At 37.3% G+C, this 23,134-nt stretch carries 15 protein-coding genes and 2 tRNA genes; 8 read left to right on the plus strand and 9 right to left on the minus strand.

All coding sequences use genetic code 11. The annotated features are described in order from the left end of the window. Window positions 1-21: 21 nt before the first annotated feature. Both BUC06_RS12335 and argS read left to right on the plus strand, forming a co-directional pair. Window positions 22-483 carry a lipocalin-like domain-containing protein gene (locus BUC06_RS12335; protein ID WP_073334266.1) on the plus strand — a complete coding sequence of 154 codons (462 nt, stop codon included), beginning with the start codon at window positions 22-24 and terminating at the stop codon, window positions 481-483. A 113-nt stretch (window positions 484-596) separates the two neighbouring features. Next, complete coding sequence (gene argS / locus BUC06_RS12340) at window positions 597-2,357, plus strand: arginine--tRNA ligase (RefSeq protein WP_073334268.1); 1,761 nt, start codon at window positions 597-599, stop codon at window positions 2,355-2,357. 77 nt (window positions 2,358-2,434) lie between these two features. Here argS and BUC06_RS12345 read toward each other — a convergent pair whose 3' ends face one another. From BUC06_RS12345 to ccoN, 5 genes are all read right to left on the minus strand, one after another. Beyond that, window positions 2,435-3,364 (minus strand): YihY/virulence factor BrkB family protein, encoded by a 930-nt coding sequence (locus BUC06_RS12345; RefSeq protein ID WP_073334269.1) that lies wholly within the window; start codon window positions 3,362-3,364, stop codon window positions 2,435-2,437. Between the two features lies 1 nt (window position 3,365). Next, complete coding sequence (tamL, locus tag BUC06_RS12350; protein WP_073334271.1) at window positions 3,366-5,690, minus strand: translocation and assembly module lipoprotein TamL; 2,325 nt, start codon at window positions 5,688-5,690, stop codon at window positions 3,366-3,368. Further along, on the minus strand, window positions 5,690-10,714 hold the full coding sequence (locus BUC06_RS12355; RefSeq protein WP_083564064.1) for a translocation/assembly module TamB domain-containing protein: 5,025 nt from the start codon (window positions 10,712-10,714) through the stop codon (window positions 5,690-5,692). Before BUC06_RS12355 ends, tamL begins: the two co-directional genes overlap by 1 nt. A 288-nt stretch (window positions 10,715-11,002) precedes the next feature. Next, the gene (locus BUC06_RS12360) at window positions 11,003-11,890 is read right to left on the minus strand and encodes a cbb3-type cytochrome c oxidase N-terminal domain-containing protein (RefSeq protein WP_073334272.1); all 888 of its coding nucleotides are present in this window, start codon (window positions 11,888-11,890) and stop codon (window positions 11,003-11,005) included. Between the two features lie 20 nt (window positions 11,891-11,910). Next, complete coding sequence (gene ccoN, locus BUC06_RS12365) at window positions 11,911-14,190, minus strand: cytochrome-c oxidase, cbb3-type subunit I (RefSeq protein ID WP_073334274.1); 2,280 nt, start codon at window positions 14,188-14,190, stop codon at window positions 11,911-11,913. Window positions 14,191-14,375: 185 nt separating this feature from the next. Between ccoN and BUC06_RS12370 the strand changes: the two genes are divergently transcribed. The 3 genes from BUC06_RS12370 (at window position 14,376) to BUC06_RS12380 (ending at window position 17,128) form a co-directional block, all read left to right on the plus strand. Further along, on the plus strand, window positions 14,376-14,669 hold the full coding sequence (locus BUC06_RS12370; RefSeq protein WP_073334275.1) for a helix-turn-helix domain-containing protein: 294 nt from the start codon (window positions 14,376-14,378) through the stop codon (window positions 14,667-14,669). Window positions 14,670-14,786: 117 nt separating this feature from the next. After that, a complete protein-coding gene (locus tag BUC06_RS12375; RefSeq protein WP_073334277.1) occupies window positions 14,787-16,214 on the plus strand; it encodes an amino acid permease in 1,428 nt (475 codons plus the stop codon). Between the two features lie 275 nt (window positions 16,215-16,489). Continuing rightward, complete coding sequence (locus tag BUC06_RS12380) at window positions 16,490-17,128, plus strand: HdeD family acid-resistance protein (protein ID WP_073334278.1); 639 nt, start codon at window positions 16,490-16,492, stop codon at window positions 17,126-17,128. A gap of 261 nt (window positions 17,129-17,389) precedes the next feature. On the opposite strand, the gene BUC06_RS12385 is transcribed toward BUC06_RS12380, so the two are convergent. From BUC06_RS12385 to BUC06_RS12400, 4 genes are all read right to left on the minus strand, one after another. Then, a complete protein-coding gene (locus tag BUC06_RS12385) occupies window positions 17,390-19,012 on the minus strand; it encodes a T9SS type A sorting domain-containing protein (RefSeq protein WP_073334280.1) in 1,623 nt (540 codons plus the stop codon). A 166-nt stretch (window positions 19,013-19,178) separates the two neighbouring features. Next, a tRNA-Gln gene (locus BUC06_RS12390) sits at window positions 19,179-19,249 on the minus strand. A gap of 211 nt (window positions 19,250-19,460) precedes the next feature. Continuing rightward, the gene (locus BUC06_RS12395) at window positions 19,461-20,444 is read right to left on the minus strand and encodes a tail fiber domain-containing protein (RefSeq protein ID WP_073334282.1); all 984 of its coding nucleotides are present in this window, start codon (window positions 20,442-20,444) and stop codon (window positions 19,461-19,463) included. A 214-nt stretch (window positions 20,445-20,658) separates the two neighbouring features. Next, a tRNA-Gln gene (locus BUC06_RS12400) sits at window positions 20,659-20,729 on the minus strand. Window positions 20,730-20,827: 98 nt separating this feature from the next. On the opposite strand from BUC06_RS12400, the gene BUC06_RS12405 reads away from it, so the two are divergent. The 3 genes from BUC06_RS12405 to BUC06_RS12415 all read left to right on the plus strand — a co-directional run bounded on the left by BUC06_RS12405 (window position 20,828) and on the right by BUC06_RS12415 (window position 23,113). Then, window positions 20,828-21,859: an AMP-binding protein gene (locus tag BUC06_RS12405; RefSeq protein ID WP_073334284.1), complete on the plus strand. Its 1,032-nt coding sequence runs from the start codon at window positions 20,828-20,830 to the stop codon at window positions 21,857-21,859. A gap of 101 nt (window positions 21,860-21,960) precedes the next feature. Continuing rightward, window positions 21,961-22,353, plus strand: a complete 393-nt coding sequence (gene arfB, locus BUC06_RS12410) for an alternative ribosome rescue aminoacyl-tRNA hydrolase ArfB (RefSeq protein WP_073334286.1) — start codon at window positions 21,961-21,963, stop codon at window positions 22,351-22,353. Between the two features lie 379 nt (window positions 22,354-22,732). After that, complete coding sequence (locus BUC06_RS12415; protein WP_073334288.1) at window positions 22,733-23,113, plus strand: GreA/GreB family elongation factor; 381 nt, start codon at window positions 22,733-22,735, stop codon at window positions 23,111-23,113. The last annotated feature ends 21 nt before the right edge of the window (window positions 23,114-23,134 follow it).

Below are 23,134 nucleotides of genomic sequence, written 5' to 3' on the forward strand. Positions count from 1 at the left end.
GCTGGAGTAAATATTTAAGTAATGAAATTTTTTATAGGAATTTTTCTTTTTATGACTGTTATCTCATGTTCAAGTAATGATGACAATGACAATGACAATGACAATGATAATAATACTGTAGAAAGTGTAAGAATCAATGGTAATTGGAAACCTTACAAATATGAATTCAGAGGCAAAAGTATCACTTTAAATGACTGTGATAAAAAAGGTGAGATATCAATCAACTCTGATTTTTCAGGAACTTATGAGAGATATGAACTTTCTCCTTTGGGTGTTTGTAATCACATTGATTCGTACGGAGGTAAATGGTCTTATGATAATAGCAGTCTGACAATTACATATAATGAGGCAGGAACTGCTAAAACATTAAAAAAAACAGTTCAGTCATTCACTGATGTTGAATTAAGAGTTTTAGATAATTCTAAAGATTTAGATGATACACCAGGAAATGACCAGGCAACTTTAGTTTTTGTTAAACAATAATATTCTTATACAAACCGCCTTCGGGCGGTTTTTTTATTTCCGTATATTTGTATTTCAAAAATTTAGGACAGGTTAGGCTGGTTCAGCCGGCCTTTAAAAAGTAATACATACACATGAATATTAAAGATATTATAGAAGAGAAGCTTTCGGAGGTTATTTTAAACGTATTCCAGCTGAAAGATATTAAGCTTGAGATTCAGGAAAATAAAACAGAATTTGAAGGCGATTTTACCATTGTTACATTTCCATTGGTGAAGCAACTTAAAAAAAATCCAGAAAGCATCGGTGTTGAATTAGGAGGTGCTTTGACAGAACAGGAAGACTTGTTCGAAAGCTTTAATGTGGTAAAAGGTTTCCTTAATATTAAGGTGAAAAACCAGCTGTTTGTGGATAATTTCAGATCTGTTAGCAATGATTTTGATACTATAGAAAAGAAAAACGAAACAGTAATGGTGGAGTATTCCTCTCCAAACACCAATAAGCCGCTTCACCTGGGACATGTCAGAAATAATCTATTAGGATTTTCTGTGGCACAGATTCTTAAAGAGGCAGGATATGAGGTGATTAAATCTCAAATCATCAATGACAGAGGAATTCATATCTGTAAGTCTATGCTGGCGTGGGAGAAATTCGGACATGGAGAAACTCCGGAATCAACCCATACAAAAGGAGATAAGTTTGTAGGAAACTATTATGTAGAATTTGATAAAAACTACAAAAAAGAAATTGCTGAACTTATTGAGGCCGGGTCAACTGAAGATCAGGCTAAGAAAGACGCACCTTTAATTGTTGAAGCACAAAAAATGCTTTTAGATTGGGAAAATGATGATGAAACAGTAAGAAAACTCTGGAAAGAAATGAATGCCTGGGTGTATAAAGGCTTTAGCGAAACATACAAAAGATTAGGTGTCGATTTCGATCAGGTTCAGTATGAAAGTAATACTTATATTCTGGGGAAAGATTTAATCCAGGAAGGTTTGGATAAAGGTATTCTTTACCAGAAAGAAGACGGTTCAGTTTGGTGTGATCTTACGGATGAAGGACTGGATCAAAAACTGCTGCTTCGTTCAGACGGAACTTCTGTGTATATGACTCAGGATTTAGGAACGGCAGTAGAACGTTTTAAACAAAATAATATTCAGAAACTCATTTATACGGTAGGAAACGAACAGGATTATCATTTCCAGGTTTTATTTAAAATCCTGAAAAAATTAGGCTATTCGTGGGCAGATCAATTGTTCCACCTTTCTTATGGAATGGTAGAACTTCCCAACGGTAAAATGAAATCCCGTGAAGGAACCGTTGTAGATGCTGACGAGCTGATGCAGGAAATGTATGAAACAGCAAAATCGATCACTACGGAATTGGGAAAACTGGAAGGTCTTTCTGATGATGAAAAAGAGGTTTCTTATGAAATCATAGGATTAGCTGCTTTGAAATATTTTATGCTCAAGGTTGATCCTAAGAAAAAGATGCTGTTTGATCCTGCTGAAAGTGTAGAATTTTCAGGAAATACAGGTCCGTTTATCCTCTATACCTATGCGCGTATTCAATCATTGTTATCAAAGGCAGAGGTAGATTATAAGGAAATTTCAGAGGTAACTTTAAATCAACACGAGAAAGAACTGATCATGTTATTGACCAATTATAAAACGGTCGTTGCGAAATCAGCAGAGGCGCTAAGTCCTGCTTTGGTAGCCAATTATGTTTATGATTTGGTAAAAGCTTATAATTCATTCTATCAGAGCAATGTCATTCTGAAACATGAAGACGAAAACTTAAAAAAATTCCGTTTGAATCTATCAGACCTCACTGCTAAGACAATTAAAAAATCACTAACCCTGCTCGGCATCGGAACCGTAGACAGAATGTAAAAAATAAAGCCTCCTGAAATTTTAGGAGGCTATTTTTTTATAATGTAAAATAGATTACGGATAAATTAAAAGAAATCTCAGCTCTCACTCAAATCATCCTTTCTGCTATCTCTGTACAGCTTCGCCGCACTCCATTTGGCATGTTTTGAAAGAACAATGGGATATCCCTTTTTATTGTTATAAACTTTAGTAAACTCTGCTCCGAAAAACACAAGCATACAGGAATAATTGATCCACATCATAATCAAGATCACGGTTCCGGCAGTTCCAAAAGCGGAAGTAGGCTTAAAATTTCCAAAATAAAGGCTTAGTAAAAACTTACCCAGCGTAAATAAAACAGTAGTAAGCAAAGCCCCTTTCCATACAGGATTCCAGCTGATCTTTACATCAGGAAGTACTTTAAACATGAGCGCAAACAGCAGCATGACCAGACAAAAACCAATTCCAAAATTGACCAGCTCTACAATCATATAGGTTTCAAGGCCAAAATAATTCGTGATCCAGTTATTAAAAAGGCTGATCATGGAAGATAAAATCATGGTGATCATCAGTAGAAAACCGAGAATAAGAATCATTCCCAATGAATTGGCTCTGTCCAAAATAAATTTTAACAAAGCTTTTTTAGGAGCGGCTTCTACATCCCAAAGAGTATTTAAAGAATGTTGCAGCTGAAAAAATAAAGTGGTAGAACCGAAAACTAAAGATCCGATTCCTACTATTTTCATAAAGATATTCTGCTTGTCAATCAATGCACCGGCAATCATTCCTTCAATACTTTTTGCAACATCCGTCCCCATTAAACCGCTGATCTGATTACTGATTTCACCACGGATAGCTTCTTCACCGAAGAAATTTCCTGCGATCCAGATAATAATTATCAATAATCCGGGAATAGAAAATATCGCATAGTAGGCTAAACTTGCAGAATCTTTTGATGCAGAAGAACTGTTCCATTCATCGAAGGTCTCTTTAAGTACCTCCCAGAAAAATTTGATAGTATTGATCATATTAGAAAGGATATCCTATGGCTATATTTAAAATTAAATTATCTTTTCTCCAGCTAGAATCTCCGAAATTGATTCGGTCAAATGCCCATCGGTCTCCTTTTTCATAATAAGGAACCCGTAACGGCATTGCTAGATCCAGTCTTAAAATTAGGATAGAGAAATCAAGTCTTAGACCAACTCCGGCTCCAACTGCAATTTCACTTAAGAATTCTTTTGAAAATTTACCTCCGGGTCTGTTCTTATCATCATTGATTAACCAGACATTTCCCGCATCAACAAAAGCTGCTACATTTAAAAATTTATATAGATTGGCGCGGTATTCTGCATTTAACTCTAATTTGATGTCTCCTGCCTGGTCTAATAAAGTTCCCGGTTCAATAGTTCTTGGATCAAAACTTCCAGGCCCTAAAGTTCTTGCACGGAAAGCACGGATGCTGTTGCTTCCCCCAGCAAAAAACTGTTTGGAGAAAGGAATAAATTCCGAATTTCCATAGGGATAGGCTATCCCTCCGATAAATCTGCTGGCGAATGAAGTCTTTTCGGTGAATTTATGATAGAACCTGAAATCATGTTCCATTTTTGCATATTGGCTGAATGGGACTCCGAAGATTTTTTTCTCTTTATCTTTTTTTACATTGGCACCTGTTACCAAACCGGTAACGTTTCCTGCCAGATCCAACGTTCCTTTATAATAAATAGTGGTAGGCTTAGACAGCATTGTATTGGTATACGTATACGAGTAAGTTGGCCCGAAAATAAGTTGCTTTGCAACGACTCTTTGTGCAGCAGGAGTAGTTGCCTGCTTGTAAAACTCATCGGTTACATTGGCAGGAGATACCAAAGTAATATCAATGACCTTTAATTCATGTTCCTTTCTGGCGTTCTCCTTCCATACATACCCAAATGCAGCATTAAAATTATTAAGCGTATAAAGTTGAGTACGGTTTTGGAATTCATAGCCCAAAGTAATATTTGTTCTCGGAACAAAAGCACTTGAAGAATTAAAGCGGAAAGGTGCTACAATTCTTGGAATTGAAAGCTGAACATTCGTCCCTGCACGGAATAGATTCTGTGCATTTTCCTGTCCTCCCATCTGGAAATCAAAGGCTCCGTAAACGGCTGCCTTAAACTGTTCAGCTCCCCTGAAGAAGTTTCTGTGCGTCCAGTTCAGGTTGAGTTCACTACCAGCATAATTCGCGGAGTTCGTTCGTCCTAAAGCTTCCAGTCTGAGCGATTGAATTTGTCTTGGTGTCAATAAATAATACGCATCAAATTGATGTTTTAACGAATCTGAAACGATAAATTCATTTTTCACAAATTTGAAAACCCCCAAACTGATCAGACGGTTAAGCGTAAGATTATGATTGGAGCGGTTGTAAAGATCCCCCTTCTTGAAATATAATGCTTTGTCGAAGATTTTTGGTTTAAATTTATGTTGAGGGTCAATGACGTAGATGTCATCATAAGCATATTTGGACAGTGAATCAGGATTCATCGGAACGCTGTACTTTCCTCTTTTGACATCCTGAATAGTATAATTGGGAAAGACAATAACATTATTAATACTGAACTGTTCTGTAGCCAGATCAGGAGTGTCTTCTTTTAATTTTACGTTAAGCTCTACTTTGTGATTTTTGCTTACTGTACTGTCAGCCTGAACAATAACATTATCCGGACTGAAATAGTAGAAACCTCTTTCCTTTAAGCCATTATCAATACGCTCTCTCTCATCTTTGATCACATCGAGGTCGAAAGGTTTTCCGGATTTAAGTAAGGTTTTATTAGCGAAATTTTGAATTTCACGGTTGATAAGTGTGGAATCCTGCTGGAATTTAACATTGCTCACCAGATACCTTGCACCAGGTCTTAAGGTGTAAATAACCTGTGCTTTTTTATTTTTTGATACCGTATCATACGTGGCTTTTGCATTGAAATATCCTTTATTTTCAGAATAGTTTTCAATGATCTTTCTGTTGAATTCACGATCTACATCCCCCAGTAAAACAGGTTTTTCACCTACTTTATATTTTAACCAGTAATTGAATCCTTTATCTTTTTTAGGTTCTTTGGCTATATTATAGAAATATAATTTTGGGCGTAGACCTAATAATTTGGAATTGGGCTTAGGAACTAAATTTTCCTCCAGCGCCGCCTTGAGTTCATTCTTTTCCTTTTTTGAAAGACTGTCATTTTCGACTTTCACTTCTCCGCCGGTGTAAAGCATCTGACCTTCCTTAAGAAATTTTGTATTGCTACATGACACCGAAACAGCGGCAAATCCCGAAACGAACAAATATTTACAATATATATTAAAATTACTTTTCATTATTTAAATTCTACCACTTGGTTATTCTTGTTTTCTTTTTTACGTCTTTCTTTCTTGGATTTTTGGAAAATCTCGCGGAATTTATCATAGTCCAGAGTGATGATGAATCCTAATCCCGTTTCGATAATCTGTCCCTGAAGAGCCACCTGATATTCATCCTTACGATACGCCCTCATCATATATCTTCCATCTCTTGACAGACTGTAATCTATTGTGACATTTCCTGCTATGTTTGTGGTGTTTTCGTTTTGACGGGCTTCACCCTCCAAAGCAAAATTACTTCCTACAGAAACTTTCAGACGGTCATTCAGTAATTTTTTACTAACGCCCACATTCAGGTCTGTTCTTGTATTTTTTTGTCCCGTTGAATAATCTTCAGAAGAATCAAGGCCTAAATCGATATCCACTCCTTTGATCAAACCGGCCGCAAGATTATTTAATTGCTGGGAAAGAATTTTACTCACACTCTGTCTGGCCATCGCTTCAGCCGACATTCCTGCCCCGGATTCAAATGGATTTTCTCCGATAAAGCGGTTCAGTAAAAGAAGGGCGAAAACCTGCTTATTCATTTCCGATTCCTGAGTCCTTAGCTGATTGAGTTTCTGATCCACTACATCCGTTACCGCAGATGAAACAGCATTGTTTTTTTCGTCCGTTGTAATGTCGAAACTGATTTGCGGTTTTAGAAGTTCACCTTTCATTTTTAATAAGGTATTGAAAGGAATTCTTTGTTTAAGCTGGTTTAATACAGCCGGGTCATCAACCTGCTGCTCAACAAGATCAATAGGAGGTGCTTCCGTTTTATAAACAGCCGTAATATCCATGATAGCTGCAGTGGGCTCTCCCGTCCATGTAATCGTGCTTCCTTTCTGAATATCAAATTTACGTTTCAGAAGACTTACAGAAAGTTCGTAAGATCCTTTTTCTACTTCATAGACTCCTACCAGTGTGGTTTTTCCTGAAGGATCAATTCCTCCTGTTAACTCTGCTTCACCCTGAAGTTTTACAAAATCTCCGTTGGCTTTATCAATGACAATGGACATTTTTGCTTCTTTACTTACTTCGATATTCACACTTACATCCATACCTTTGAAACGGCTTTGGGCTTTCAGTGAATCAGCCTTAATTGTTTTGTTTAAAACCACCTGATCCTGATCGATGAACTCTACAATTCCATCTCTTTCCTGAAGGGAAGGACTGGACTGTGGAAGAACAAAAGTGAAATCTGTATCGTCAGAAACGGACAGCCTCCCGTCAACTTTAGGGAGATCCAGATTACCCCTAATATGAAGTCCCGCATCAATAGCAAGAATTCCATACATCATTGCATCATTGGACTTTTCAGAATTAACCACTTTGAAATCTTTGGCATTAACGTCAAGATTAAAAGCAAAATCTCTGTAAGTTTGCGTAAGAACCTGTCCATTGATTACAAGAGAATTTCCATCCTTATCATTGATTTTAAATTTGTCAAACTCGATACCCCGGTTGGTAAAATCAATTTCATCATTCAATTTTCTGAAATCACTGCCTGTTTTTGCAATTTCCAGTCCGGCATCATTGAATTTTACTTTCCCTAAAATATTAGGTTGATCCGTATTTCCTGTAATCTTTAAATTTCCTGAAATATAACCTTCGGTATTGGTGATCGCATTCATAGAAAAACCCTGAACACTTTTCATCTGAAGCTTATTGATCGCCATATTCAGATCAAATGTGCTTGAAGACGTATTATAATCTCCAAGAATTTTCACATCATTATTATTACCTGAAAGAGCAACGTCAGCATTTAAAATATTCGGTGAAGCGTTGTTCACCTTTACAGCAAGGTTCCCCACCGCATTTCCATAGACGATCAGGTCTGAAATATTCAGATCAGAAGTGAAGGTCATCTTTTTGGTAATATCCCGAAGCTGTGCTGTCCCATTGATGGTTCCTCTCGCCAGAACTGTATCTTTTTTGATAAGTTCAGTGATTGTTTCAATTTTAAAATCTTTCAGCGAAACATTAAGGGGACTGCTTGGATTGTCTGTTTCAGACTGAAGTGATATCTCACTTCCTGCATTGGAAAGAACAAAATTATCTGCCAGAATCCCTTTGCTGCTGATTTGAATTTTATTATTCTCAGCAACACTCCAGTCCGAGTAGTTAAGTTTTAAACCATTCGGATTCAATGAAATTTCTGTGATGTCATTCAATGATTTTGCATGACCTGCAATAAGGAACTGTGTGGTATCTTTATCGTCTTTTGTGGTAATATTGTAATTAATGGTATTATCTGCGACATCTCCGCTTACAGCCACTTTTTTCAAGGTGAAGCTTGAGCTTTTTAATGCAGCTACATTCAGGTTGTATTGCAACGCCTGATTTTCATTGGTTACTTTTAAAGCAACATTTTCAAGTGAATTTTCACCATATATGACCTGTGGGATCTGACCGTCGATTTCGATCTTTTGAGAATCTGCATTGTAATTTCCTGCTAAATTGATCGTTTCAAAACTTTTCAGCTCCGGAACAAACTTTCTGATTAAATCATCATTTTTGATCTTTGCATTGAAGGTGAAATATTGCCCCGGATCGATCTTCTGACCTTTCGCTGGTTTCTGAAACTGATAATATTGATTGATGGTCTGCGTTAAAGCTCCAAAAATCTGGGTCAGTTTATATTTTCCTTTTAAAGAAACATCAGCGATTTGAGAGTTGAAAATAATCTGGGTAGAGTCTTGGGTTGAGGAAGCTTTCAGATTCACTTCCTGTACAGGATAAACCTCTTTTGTATCTGAAAAAGCGAAATCCTTCAAGTTTAAATAACCGTTCAGGGCATCCGGATCAAGGCTTGAAAAATCTCCGTCGATCTTTCCGGCAATAATCATAGGCTTCTCATAGAATCCAAGTTTATTCACATCGAGTTTGATCACTTCTCCATTGATTTTTACGGTAGGATTTTTTTCATTGTAAACTCCGGAAGCGATTAAATTCAGATTCGCATTCGGATCTTTTGAATTTAAAACAATGTTGTAAGCTCCTTTATTAATTTTACCAGTAAGATCCATATTCTGGTAGCGGTATCCTTTATAGACAGCCGATGCTACATGGCCTTTCAGATCTGCTTTTGCATTTTTGAAATCAAAACTTTCGCCCTTTGCAGAAATCTGAGCGGTAATGGCTCCTACATCTTTATTTTTGATGATCTTTCCAACCTGAATACCCTGAAGATTAGCTTTTACATCATACAGTTCACGGTTTTTTCTGCTCATATCCACGTCTGCAACAATGGCAGCATTTCCAAGGGTAGAGTAGAGGTTAAGATCTGCTTTTACAATTTTGGTCGTTCCTTTTGCGCTTCCCTTGATACTAAAATGGGAAGGCAGAGAAATATTCGAAGGAATGGTGTTTTTTGGAACAAGATTGTAAACTGTCTTTGCCTCAGCTGAAAATTCTCCGATCCTTAAATCATAATAAAGATTTTCAGGTTTCATCGCGTTTTTGATCCTTCCTGAAGCTGCAACTCTCAGCTGATCCAAACCTGACACCTTAAGATCTTTGATCAGAAGGTCATTGACAATTCCCTGAACATTAGCATTGACATTCAGAATAGCGTTAGGATATTTATTGAATGGAACAGTATTGCGTAAAGTAGGAACTATATTCAATATGTCGGCAAAACCAATTTTGGAATCTTTAATATTAGCTTTAATTTTTACAGTGCCTGGATTTGAAGTCAGCTGCTCCAGGGAATCATAATTTAAAATTACCTCATCACGGATCAGCGTTTTGGGAGTCTGTAAATAGAGATCTTTTAAGTAAGCCTCTTTTTCGGCATAGACAAAATCTGTATTGAATTTTTGAATATCTAGCCCTCTTGCTTCCTGAACTTCCGCGGAATTCACGGTTCCAGCAAACGTATTATTCTCCATTTTGAAGCTTCTTACCTCCACATTCATTTTAGAGAAATTCATGTGATTAAAGTCCATGCCCTGTCTGGTAGGAGCAATAGCCGTGTTGTTGTAAACAGCTTTTACATCATTAAGGACAAGTTTTCCAAGAAGTACTTTCATCGCTTTATCCTGATCGGAAATTTTCGAAACTTCCGGTTCTTTTTGGTCTTTCGGATTAGCATTTTGTGCAGGAAGATAAAGATTCGCGTTAATATCTGCCCCTGACAGAACAACGTTGGAAATATTATAGGAATTATTCTCGAGATCCAGTTTATTGACCTTCGTACTTAATTCTTTAAACAGAACTTTGGCAAAAGTTTTGGTATTGTCGTCTCCATAATCGATATCGAAATTGGTAAGCTTGATTCCCCTCAGACCAATATTCATAGGTTTTTTATCGTTGAGGGAATCTACTTTTTTCTCGACTTTTTTAGAAACTTCTTCAATGAGGTCCTGTTTTAATTTTAATTTCAGTCCGTCAAGATTAATATCATTAACGGCATAGGTATTTTTATTCAGGTCAAAAGTTTTAACCCTTGTATCAAAAGATTTAAAATATAATTTAATATCATTCTTCGACTGCTGGTCATTAAATGTTACTCCAATATCTTTTAAATTGATCTTATCAAGAGAAATAATAAAAGGTTTGGAAGAACTTTCTTCTTTGTCACTCGTTGCAAAAGCATTAATGATATAATCGAAATTGAATGTTCCGTTGGGTTTGCGTACGACATTCGCACGGGCTCCGTCAAGATCTACGGAGGTGATATCGGCTGTGGAGCTGATAAGTTTCAGCATATTTAACCCTACATCGAGTTTTTTGACAGCGAGAAGCGTGTCTACATCCTGTCCTTTCAGATAAAGGTTTTCCATGACAAGGCTGTTCGGAAATCCGATATAGACCCTTTCCAGACTTACTTTCGTCTTGATCTTTTTCTCAAGATACACGATCAGCTTGTCTTTGATAAAGTTTTGAACGGCAGGAAGCCTTAAACTCAGGATCAAAAGGGTAAGTAAAACCAGTATAGAAATAATGGTTATTGCAATACGCCTTAAAATTTTTCTTTTGTTGATTTTCAGTTCCAAATGCGATTAGGTTTCTAACAAAGATAAGAATACTATTTTATTAGTTCTTTGTTGTGGTATCCTAGTGCAAGTACAAAAATCCTGCCTTGGCTGCCGTGATATGGAATTTAGTTAGTAGTTGTCAAGTGAATATGTTGATAAAGACAACCAAGGTGTGGATTTTTCTCTTTAGAAAGCCCCCTTTTTTAATCATTTTTAATGTTGAAAAGGTTAGCAAAAATGAAACTCAAATGTTAGACTAGTTTCAAAAAAGGGGGCGAGAAATATATGGAGATAATAAAATTTAGGTTAATTATTTTCGTTTTCCCATTTCACTTCTTCACCCTGCGGAGTGGCACCGCCCTGTGCTGGAGTGATGGGAGAAGTTTCCTGATTGATATGATAAATATAGGCTGCAATTTTTTCAGCATCTCTTCCGCTGATGGTTCCTTCTTTGATGAAAGGTCGCATCGTAGGGTTATTGGGTGAACCGTTTTCAAGCATCCAGAAAACATTTTTAAAAAGACTTTTTTCTTTGATATTGATCCAGTGCGTGTCTGTAAGATTTGGACCGATACCGCCTTTTCCACCGTCACCATGACAGGTTACACAATTGGTTTTGAAAAGTTCCTGACCATCTGCGATGTTGTCTGCACTATATTTTGCCGTTTCCAGATCAATCTGGGGTGCTGTTTTTTCATATTCAGCTATAGAAGCGAGCATTGTTTTTACTTCTTTATCATACTCCGCTTCAGGATGAGCATATTCAGTAAAGGCAAATGCGGTCATATACACAACGCAGAATATACATCCGAACCAGAACAGGCCTATCCACCATTTCGGAAGGGAGTTGTCAAGCTCTGTGATTCCGTCAAAACCATGGTCGATAAGAATATCTTTTTCTTCCGTAGCAGACTGTTTTTTGAAGGCAGAATTCCAAAGTTTCTGATAGTAGGGAATACTTTTTTCTGCTAAATATTCTTTCTTTTCCTCTTCTGAAAGTCTGCTGAAACTTTCGTTTTCAACAAGATCTCCGATGGAGTTCATGATTAGCAGAAGAATAACAGCGATTACAATAAGCGCCCAGAAAAACGGAGAAGAAAAATAGCCTGAATCTCCGGCGAACATTTCAAACGCCATGATCGTTAAGCCTATCGTCGTTGCGATATATATTGAAATGGGGGTTCTCTTTTTCATTGCAGTAAAAATTTTAAAGTTTACTCAGCACTTGCGGTCTGGATCTGTGTCGTTTTAATATCGGTACCTAATCTTTGCAGGTAAGCAATCATAGCTACAATTTCTCTCTGCTCCAGCGGTACGTAGGAGGTGCCTTTTGTTGCTTTTTCTTTTTCCATCTGATCTTTAAGGTCATTAGCCTCAGAATAAATTCTCTTTACAATGCCTTTTGACTGATTGTCTGCCCACTGGTTAGCCGAATCTATTTCTGCTTTTGAATAAGGCACATCGAAAGCATTTTTCATCAATTTCATCTTGTCAACCATTTGAGTACGATCCAGCTTATTGGTGATCAGCCATGGAAAACGGGGCATGATGGAACCAGCAGAGGTAATTCTCGGGTTGTACATGTGTTTAAAGTGCCATGAATCCGGATTTCTGCCACCTTCTCTGTGAAGATCCGGTCCTGTTCGCTTAGATCCCCATAAGAAAGGTCTGTCATAAATGAATTCTCCCGCTTTAGAATACTGTCCGTTTTTACCTTCAAATCTTACGATCTCATCACGGAAAGGTCTGATCATTTGAGAGTGGCAGGAGTTGCAGCCTTCCCTTACATAAAGATCTCTTCCTTCCAGTTCAAGTGGAGTATAAGGTTTTACAGCGGTGATGGTCGGAACGCTCTGCTTCAGAGATAGTGTAGGAACAATTTCTATTAATCCGCCTATGGCTACTGTGATGAAAGCTAATATTGAAAGCAGTTTTGGAGTTCTTTCCAGCCAAAGGTGTACACCTTCTCCTTCTTTTCTTGAGCTGCCGATCTCTGCCAGTGCCGGAGCTTCTGCAGGAACTTCCTTCTGGAATGAGCCTGATCTTACGGTTCTGATCACATTCACCACCATTAAAATAGCACCTGAAAGATAAAGGATACCGCCTAAGAATCTCATTTTGAAATAAGGAATGATCGCCGTTACCGTATCCAGCCAGTTTTTATACATTAAGGTACCATCAGGGTTGAACTGTTTCCACATCAGTCCCTGGGTGAATCCTGAGATATACATGGGAACTGCATAGAAAATAATTCCTAATGTTCCCAGCCAGAAGTGCCAGTTGGCTAATTTTTTAGACCATAAGGGCGTTCTCCACATGATTGGAACCAGGTAATATACCACTCCGAAGGCCATAAAGCCGTTCCATCCAAGGGCTCCCAGGTGTACGTGTCCGATCACCCAGTCTGTGTAGTGCCCGATTTTATTTAAAGATTTTGTAGCCAGTAAAGGTCCTTCGAAAGTGGCCATACCATAACAGGTAATCGCTACCACAAAGAATTTCAGGATTGGATTTTCTCTTACTTTATCCCAGGCTCCTCTTAAGGTGAGAAGACCGTTCAGCATTCCTCCCCATGAAGGCGCAATAAGCATGATAGAGAATCCCGTACCTACGGCCTGTGCCCATGCCGGAAGCGCCGTATACTGAAGGTGGTGAGGGCCAGCCCAAAGGTATACGAATATCAGCGACCAAAAGTGAATAATGGATAATTTATAGGAGAATACAGGTCGCTGTGCCGCTTTCGGCATGAAGTAGTACATCAGGCCTAACACCGGAGTGGTCAGTACAAAGGCTACGGCGTTGTGACCGTACCACCATTGTACAAGAGCATCTTTTACACCGGCATATACAGAATAGGATTTCCAGCTTGTGAAGGATAGGGGAACTTCAAGATTATTAAAAATATGCAGCATGGCCACGGCAATCCAGGTGGCAATGTAGAACCAGATCGCTACATAAAGGTGTCTTACCCTTCTCTTGGCAATGGTTCCGAACATATTGATTCCGAAAATAACCCATGATACGGTGATCATAATGTCAATTGGCCATTCGTGTTCAGCATATTCTTTGGAAGTATTGATTCCCATTAAGAAAGTGATCACTACGGCAACGATCATCAGCTGCCAGGTCCAGAAATGGAGCCATGAAAGTGTATCGCTGTACATTCTTGTTTTTAAAAGTCTCTGCATACTGTAATAAGCACCACAGAAGAAGGAATTACATACGAAAGCAAAAATAACCGCACTGGTATGAAGCATTCTGATTCTTCCAAATCCCATGGCTCCCTGTGTATTGATAAGTCCCTGTATATTTCCGCTTCTCAGACTCTGAATCGTGGTATCATCTGTCCCGAATAAAAACTCAGGCAACTCAGGGTAGAAAAGCATCAGCGCAGCCGAAAGTCCCAGCAGAAAGCCGACCAGCCCGAATACGATAGTAGCATACAAGAATGCTCTGACAATATTATTGTCATAATTGAATTTTTGCGTCTCCATAATTCCAATAGTGTTGTACCGAAGTGATATTTACCTTTTGAAAGCAGATTTTATTTTATCTTGATTTCTGTTAAAAATAAATATCATGTAACGTGTATAATGTTTTGCCAAAGGTATTTATTAACTTTGTGTAAGTCTAGTAGCTCTCCTTCTAAACTATACTAAAAACTACTAAAACAAAAACGATGAAAATATGTGGTCAAAATATCAGAAAAATCCGTAGAAGTAAAGACTTTACGCAGGAGTACATGGCTTTTGAAATGGGGATTTCCCAAAAGGCTTATTCCGACATCGAAAATTCTAAAGTAAAGATCAACCTTGATATCCTTAAGAAGATCTCCGATATCCTGGAAATTAAACCTTCAGACATCTGCAGTATTTCTCACAAATGCGGAACAGACGGGAATGAAGACCGGTATCAGTCGCTTTTAGAGTATATGAAAAAGAATAATATTTCAATTCCGGAAGAATATTTATAATAAAATACGACTTTTTTAGTTTTTAATTCTTTAAAAATGAACCTTTTGAATATTAAGAAAGCTTCATAGAAGGCAAATTTCTCTAAAGTTTTATATATTTAGGGCATAATTGATTTTATGAGCAGCGAACAGAAAACAGAGTCCAGCGATGGGGCTCTGGTGAGAGGATTAACCAACAGACATATTCAACTAATTGCCCTCGGAGGTGCTATAGGAACAGGATTGTTTCTTGGAATCGGCCCGGCAGCAGTTTTGGCGGGACCTTCCGTTATTCTGGGATATGCATTAGCAGGAATCATTGCATTCTTTATTATGCGCCAGCTCGGTGAAATGGTGGTTCAGGAACCTGTTTCAGGAAGTTTCAGCCATTTTGCCTATAAATATTGGGGTAATTTTCCAGGCTTTGCATCTGGCTGGAATTACTGGATTCTCTATATTCTGGTAAGTATGGCCGAGCTTACGGCTATCGGGCATTATATTCATTTTTGGTGGCCCGAAATTCCACTCTGGGTGTCCAGTTTATTCTTTTTTATTGTGATTACAGCCCTAAATCTGGCTTCTGTAAAAGTATATGGAGAAACTGAATTCTGGTTTTCCATCATCAAAGTGGTTGCCATTATCGGGATGATTGTATTTGGTATTTACTTATTATTAAATGGTACCGGAGGCGATAAAGCAAGTATTACGAATTTGTGGAACGATGGTGGATTTTTCCCCAAAGGATTTTTTAATAAAAGCGAAAGTGGATTTTCCGGACTGTTTGCCGCCATGGCGATGATTATGTTCTCATTTGGAGGATTGGAATTAATCGGAATTACGGCAGCAGAAGCTAAAAACCCTGAAAAGACCATTCCTAAAGCAACTAATCAGGTTATTTATAGAATTCTAATTTTCTATGTGGGAGCCTTGGTGATTTTATTTGCATTGAGCCCGTGGAGAGAGATTACAGAGGGAACAAGCCCGTTTGTGATGGTTTTTCAGAATTTAAATGGATTTGAATTCAATATTTTCGGAAAGGTGATTCAGTTCAATATTTTAATTGCCAATATCCTTAATCTGATTGTTTTAACAGCGGCATTGTCGGTATATAACAGCAGTGTTTACAGCAACAGCAGAATGCTTTTCGGACTGGCTCAGCAGGGAAATGCACCAAAGTTTTTAAAGAAACTGAACAAAAACAGTGTTCCTACGAATGCGATCCTGATTTCGTCCTGTTTCGCGGGAATCTGTATTATCATTAATAAACTGGTTCCGGAAAAGGCTTTTGAATATTTAATGGCTCTTGTAGTTTCGACTCTGATTATTAATTGGCTGATGATCTGCTATACCCATTTGAAATTCAGAAAAGATAAAGATCAATCGGGGGTGAAAACGTTATTCCCATCCATATTCTATCCGGTTTCAAATTACATCTGCATCTTATTTTTAGTAGCTATTTTGGTATTGATGAGCATTACGGGAATGGAAATCCAGGTGATCCTGATTCCGATCTGGCTGGCGTTTCTTTTTATAATGTTTAAACTGTATAAACCTAAAACCAAATAATAATTTGATTATAGTACAGAAAGTGGGTGCAGGCTTACTTAATTATACAGAGGACAGATTTTGATCTGTCCTTTTTTTTTGTCTATTACAATTAGATAAATAATAAAGCTTTTATCATTTATCCCATAATTTTATAATGTCCCTTCTTAAAAAGATTTTTTTTTGCGTACATTAGTAAGTATATATATCAAAATAGGGTGAAAAAAACCTAGTCAGAAATCAGATGATCATTTCAATATTACGATACAAGTAACAAATTTAAAACACATTCACTTATGGCAAATCTATTTCAAACCCTTACAAACACGGTAAAGCATTGGTATATTCCATTGATTTTCGGAATTATATTTTTAATCTGCGGTTTTTATGTATTCAGTGTCCCGCTTGCTACGTATGTCACTCTTTCTATTTTTTTCAGTGTTTCATTTTTATTTTCGGGAATAACGGAAATATTTTTTTCCTTACAGAATAACAAGTCATTGCAGGGATGGGGCTGGTTCCTGATAAGCGGATTGCTGACGACAGCAATTGGGGTATATCTTGTGAGCAATCCACAGATCTCGATGACGGTACTTCCATTTGTTGTGGGATTTACATTATTATTTCGTTCTTTTCAGCTTTTAGGATGTGCCTTTGATCTTAGAAGTCAGAAAATTTTAAGTTGGGGAAATGTTGCCTTGGCAAGTGCAGGGGGAATTATATTCTCTTTGCTATTGATATTTAATCCTGTATTTACCGGACTTTCCTTAGTTACATTAACGGCTGTATCTTTTATCTTTATAGGAATTGCTTCCATCATGCTGGCTTTAGACCTTAGAAAACTTAAAAGATTCCCTTCAAAGATCAGTGAGGAGCTGAAAAATAAAGTGAGATCTCTTCAGGAGGAGATTGATGAGTTGAAAAATAGAAAATAGAAAGATATCTATTGATTATCATAAAAAACTTCAAATAAAATGACTTTTGGGTTTCTGCCTTATATTTATTAATATGAGAAAGACAAGCAACACGTCAGACCAAGGACTGGCCAGATTAGAGAAGGAATTTTTCACTCCTGAAAAAATAAAAAGAATTATTTTTTTGATGAATTACCCTTTTCAGTAAACCAATAAAACCCGCGAAAGCGGGTTTTATTGGTTTACTGAAATCGTTTTAATGAATGTAACCTCAATTAAATACTATTGTTTTACAATTTTCTTGACGATTTTTTTTCCTTCTTTATTGATTCCATGCAGAAAATAAATGTTTGCAGGTAAATGATGAAGATCTATTTGTTTACCGGATAATGCTTCATAAACGATTTTTCCATCGGAAGTATATATTTCAACTGAGCTGAGTTCTTCTGAGAAAAAGACTACATCTTTTGCAGGATTGGGATATAAAGAAATACTAGTGGCAGCCTTTATATCTTCTGTTCCCATGTTACCTGACCCTAATTTTACCAGCCAAAAATCCGTAGCAGAAGAATTGGTGTGTAGGCCGGTCACATCACCATTGTTGGAAAGCGTACTTCCTGCAATAGCATAGCCGCCATCCGCGGTCAGATCTAAAGAAAAAGCAGTATCACTACCAGTACCTCCCAGAGATTTGGCCCAGGATTTATTTCCAGAAGCATCCAGTTTTACCACCCAATAATCATTATTGTTAGTGCTGCCGCGGTGATCTGTAACATCCCCGTCATTAGAGAAAGAAGTTCCTGTTACAGCGTATCCTCCATCAGGAGTTTGTTTAATAAAATGAGCCTGATCAGAATTACTCCCGCCCAGACTTTTTTGCCATTCCAATGTACCGCCAGAAGTTATTTTAACCACCCAGAAATCTTTATTTCCGTGATTTCCGGTAACATCACCATTTACAGAATTGGAATATCCGGCAAGAATATATCCTCCATCTGTCGTTTGCTGGATAGAATACGCATTGTCTTCTCCAGTTCCTCCTAAACATTTTTGCCATTGTAATACCCCTTGTGCATTTAATTTTACTACCCAGGCATCTCTTGAGGCAAGGTAGGCAGCGTCACCTGAACTCCAATACGTGTGATTTCCGGAAACATCACCATTATTTTTAGTTTGGGTAGAACCGGCAAGAATATATCCTCCATCTGTTGTTTGTTTTACAGAGTAGGCCACTTCATCATCTGAACCTCCAAAACTTTTACGCCATTCTATATTGCCACTGGGATCAGTCTTTATCGCTACCATATTATATCTGGTCACCGGGCCCACTCCGGCAGCATATATAGCTCCTGCCACTATAAAGCCTCCATCTGATGTCTGTTGAATAGAGTAAGCTTTTTCATCATCTGTCGTTCCCAGATTTTGTGTCCATAATTTATTACCTGCACCATCTAATTTTACAATCCAAATATCATTGGCACCGTAATATGCAGGTACATCTCCATTATCTATAGTAGAATATCCTGCAACAATATATCCCCCATCACTCGTGAGTGCTATAGCGGCTGCAGAATCATTTCCTGTTCCTCCCAATGCTTTTTGCCATTGGAAGTTTCCGTGGCTATCTGTTTTTACTACCCACATATCCTGGGTAAATCCGGCACTTCCGTGGAAACCGGAAACATATCCGCTGTTGGCATTGGTATTCCCTGCTAAAATATACCCCCCGTCCGGAGTATGCAAAACCTGTAGTCCATATTGCTTGTTTGCAGTATTGAAATCTACACATGCACCTTCAGTTCCTATACCTCCCAGACATACTGCCCATTCAATAGGTGGAGCTTGCTGAGCTGTTGACAAATGATATGTTAAAAGAAATAAGAAAAGGAGTAGCGTTTTTTTCATGGTTATAAAGTATTTGATTAAATAAATGCTACGAAAGTAATTAAATAAGCTCAAAAAAAATAAAGAAATGTAATAATGTCTAGTGAACGAAATCAGAGAAAAGCTAATTCATAATTTTTGAAGATTTTCAGATACAAAAAAACCATCCTTAGAAAAGGATGGTTTGTAGACCCACAGGGATTCGAACCCCAACTGATGGTACCAAAAACCAGAGTGCTACCGTTACACCATGGGTCTGTATTATTGAGTGGTGCAAATTTACTATTTTTTTATTGATGTGCAATACTTTGGAATATAAGAAGCTGTTTTTTTGAAGTAAAAAATTTTAAAATAATAGTTTTACGAACGTCATTCCAAAAATTAAATCTTGGATAATCTTTGGTTTCCAGATTCTTGTAAGCAAAAAAGCCTTCCCAACGAAAGGCATTGTCATCTCAACGTTTGAAAATTATTTTTTCGGTAAGCCATTAATTTTTGATTCTAGTTCGTTGATTCTTCTTTCAAGATTCTCATTTTTCTCATGCAGCGCTCTTATGGCTTCCACCAGAATGGCATCGTAATCTCCATAGGCAGTTTGCAAATAGCCTTTGGTATCTTTGGTTACTTTATCGGGAAAAACTTCCTGTATATTTTGGGCGATAAAGCCCATCTGTTTTTCTTTCGGACGAAGAATACCCGTTTTATCATCATTCCAATAATAGTAAACTCCTTTCAACTGAAGCAGTTTTTCTAATGCTTCATTGCCGGAGATTTGCTGAATGTCTTTTTTCAGGCGTCCATCCGAATTGGCAAGCCATGCTCCGGCAGTCGTTTTAGAAGCTTCTCCCTCTATCTCCAGAATATTTGTTGAAGCTGTTTTACCAATCCCGATCTTACCGTCCTGACCTATGGTCATTCGTAAAACACTTGAATTTGTATCATTGGGGGTCGTATGGAATTCTATTTTGATTCCCTGTGCTGTTGTTGTAAAATTCTGGGTTGCTTGTGCCGTGATCCTAGAAGAAGTTAAGGCATTGCTGTTGTAGCCATTTCCTGAGTTTCCTGCAAAGACAATCGCCCCTACATTATCTCCCGATGCTAAAGCTTGGTTGATACTGCTGTCAGTAGAGGCATTTTTTCTAAGGACGAAGTACGCGGGACCTACTCCTCCAGCTCTTTCATTGATTGCTCCTAACACATCACTCAAAATATGAAAATTGGATTGTGGATTAGTCATTCTTATTCCGACACGAGCGTTATCAGTAACAGTTAGTGCCTCTACGTTTGAAGAGTTTCGGACTTTAAATGACCTGTTTGCAGAGGAGTTTGTTTTGCTGACTACATCCAAGGTCGCCTGTGGCATAGTGGTGTTAATTCCTACCTGTCCATTTATAGATAAAAAAAAGCCTGATATTAATGCGAAATAAAATTTGAAAATAATTTTTGAAGTCATCGTATGTATATTTTAATATTGCGAATTTACAATATTTTCTTTTTCATAGATGAAATTTTAACAATAAAATGTAGTTATTATTATGATTGTTTAAAGTAATATTATTATGAATGGTTCGCAAATGTTAATATTGGGTTGAAATTACGAAATCATTAAAGACTTCCATTGGGAAATAAAAAAGCCTTAATAATCTGTCGATTAAAAAGGCTTTAAGTAGACCCACAGGGATTCGAACCCCAACTGATGGTACCAAAAACCAGAGTGCTACCGTTACACCATGGGTCTCTTTATTTTGGTGATGCAAATTTACAGCTTTTTTCTTTAGATACAAGAAAATTTTAAAGTTTTTTTTACATTTACACTCCGCTTTATTTCATACCATTATGCTGATAGACTTCAATAAACTCAATATTAATAATTTATCTCCTCAAACGGATTTCGAATATACCATCAAAAATTTTTTAGATGAATGGTTTTCCCTTGGAGATACTGTAAAAGTGCAAACTTCAGGTTCCACAGGGATTCCGAAAGTTTTTGAAATTGAAAAAAAGAAAATGATCAAGTCTGCGGTGATGACCTGTGATTTTTTGGAATTAAAAGAGGGGAACAAAGCATTGTTGTGCCTTCCTGTAGACTATATTTCAGGAAAAATGATGATGGTACGTTCTATTCAGAGAAAATTGAAACTGATCGTAACTGATCCCTCCTTAAAACCAACCGAATATTTAAATGAAGAAGTAGATTTTTGTGCTATGACGCCGCTTCAGGTAGAAAATTCACTCAACAAATTGCATTTGATTAAAAATTTAATCATTGGAGGAGCTGCTGTTTCTGAAAATTTAAAAAGCAAAATACTAAGTACAAAACTGCTTTCCAATACTTCAAACCGTATTTTTGAGACCTACGGAATGTCCGAGACCCTTTCTCATATTGCGTTGAAACAGCTGATGCCTGAACCTGAAGATTATTTCACTGTTTTCGAAAATATTTCTATCACTACAGATGAAAGAGGCTGTCTGAAAATAGAGGCTCCCGATTTAAATACTGAGGTTCTGCAAACGAATGATTTAGTTGAGATTAGAAATGAAAAACAGTTTAAATTTCTGGGACGCATCGACAATGTGATTAATTCCGGCGGAGCTAAAATTTTCCCTGAAGCATTGGAAGCATTAGTTAAAAAAGAAATTCCGAACGAAGCGGTATTTTTAGGAAGTAAAGATGAACGATTGGGACAGAAACTTATTTTGATCATCGAAGGAGAAGAATCTGCAGAACTTTCTGAAAAGGTTTTAAAAATCCCTTTTGAAAAAAGTTTTCACAAACCGAAAGAAATTATTTTCACGGATAAAATTCCCAGAACCCCAAACGGCAAAGTCAACAGAATAGAACTCTATAAAATAATAACCAAAAGTTAAAAAATAGTCCCATCCACTATCTATTCATTTACCATCATCCATCTCTACATCTATCATCTCGCCATCTATTATCTATTAATCCACTATCTTTAACCCATCCTATGAAAGACTTCTCAAAAGAACTCAGCTTTAAAACTTCCCGCAGCAGTGGGGCAGGAGGCCAGAATGTCAATAAAGTGGAAACTGCGGTAACCGTTCTTTGGCTGGTCGATGAATCCGAATTTTTTAATGAGTATCAAAAAGGGCTCATCAGGGGTAAGTTAAAAAACAGAATCAAGGCTGACGGCTATATGTTCCTTACCGTTTCTGAAAGCAGGACCCAGCTCATGAATAAAAATAAGGCGATTGAAAAAATTATTGATCTCGTTGACAAAGCCTTAATTGTACCAAAAAAGAGACTGGCTACCAAACCTTCAAAAGGACAGAAGCAGAAAAGACTGGATACCAAAAAGAAAATTTCTGAAAAGAAAGATAACAGGAAGTTTAAGTTTTAGAGATTCAGGTTTTGGGATGTAGAGGCTATGAGATCTGAGTTGCAGTTTAGTAGGTTTTTTCCTTTTGTATATCGGTATTTTTGATTATCTTAGGGGTATTATTTACAAACATTAATTTATGACAGCAATTATTCCTTCTTCTGCAGAAAGCCACTCTAATGGCCTTTTGTTGTCGCTGTTATACTTACATACAGATTCTTTTCTGAAGAGTTCCAAGGACTTTATTAATTAAGCCCTGTCAGGATCCACGACAGGGAAAATATTCCAATTAATTTCACGTATTTATTTTTGCAGTTTTCTACAGGAGAAAAACTGAATAGGGTCATCCTGCATTGGATCACTGGAATAGCTGCATCCACTCATTTTAAAAGAATTAAAAATGTCCAACCATATTACTGTAACCACCGGAATTTATGATGCGATAAAAGATACACTCAGAAGAAAAAAGGTAAGCATGCCGGAAGAGAAAAGACTTACTGAAGAACTGAAGAAAGCCAAGCAGGTTTTGAGGAGAGATCTCCCTGATGATGTAGTGACTGTTGACAGAAAAGTAACCATCAAAGACCACACGCGGAATTTCGAGCACGAATATATTTTCGTTGCCTCCGTAAAAGCTAAACCGGCAAAAAATAAACATTCCATCTTATCGGATATTGCTTTGGCAACTGTAGGATATAAAGTGGGAGATATCATCGACTGGCCTTTCAAAGATGGTGAAAGGAAGATCGAGATCTTAAAAGTAGAATCTTGTCACGGGTAGTCCCTGTGTTATCTATATTTG

This window comes from Chryseobacterium carnipullorum (assembly GCF_900142785.1).
GTDB lineage: Bacteria > Bacteroidota > Bacteroidia > Flavobacteriales > Weeksellaceae > Chryseobacterium > Chryseobacterium carnipullorum.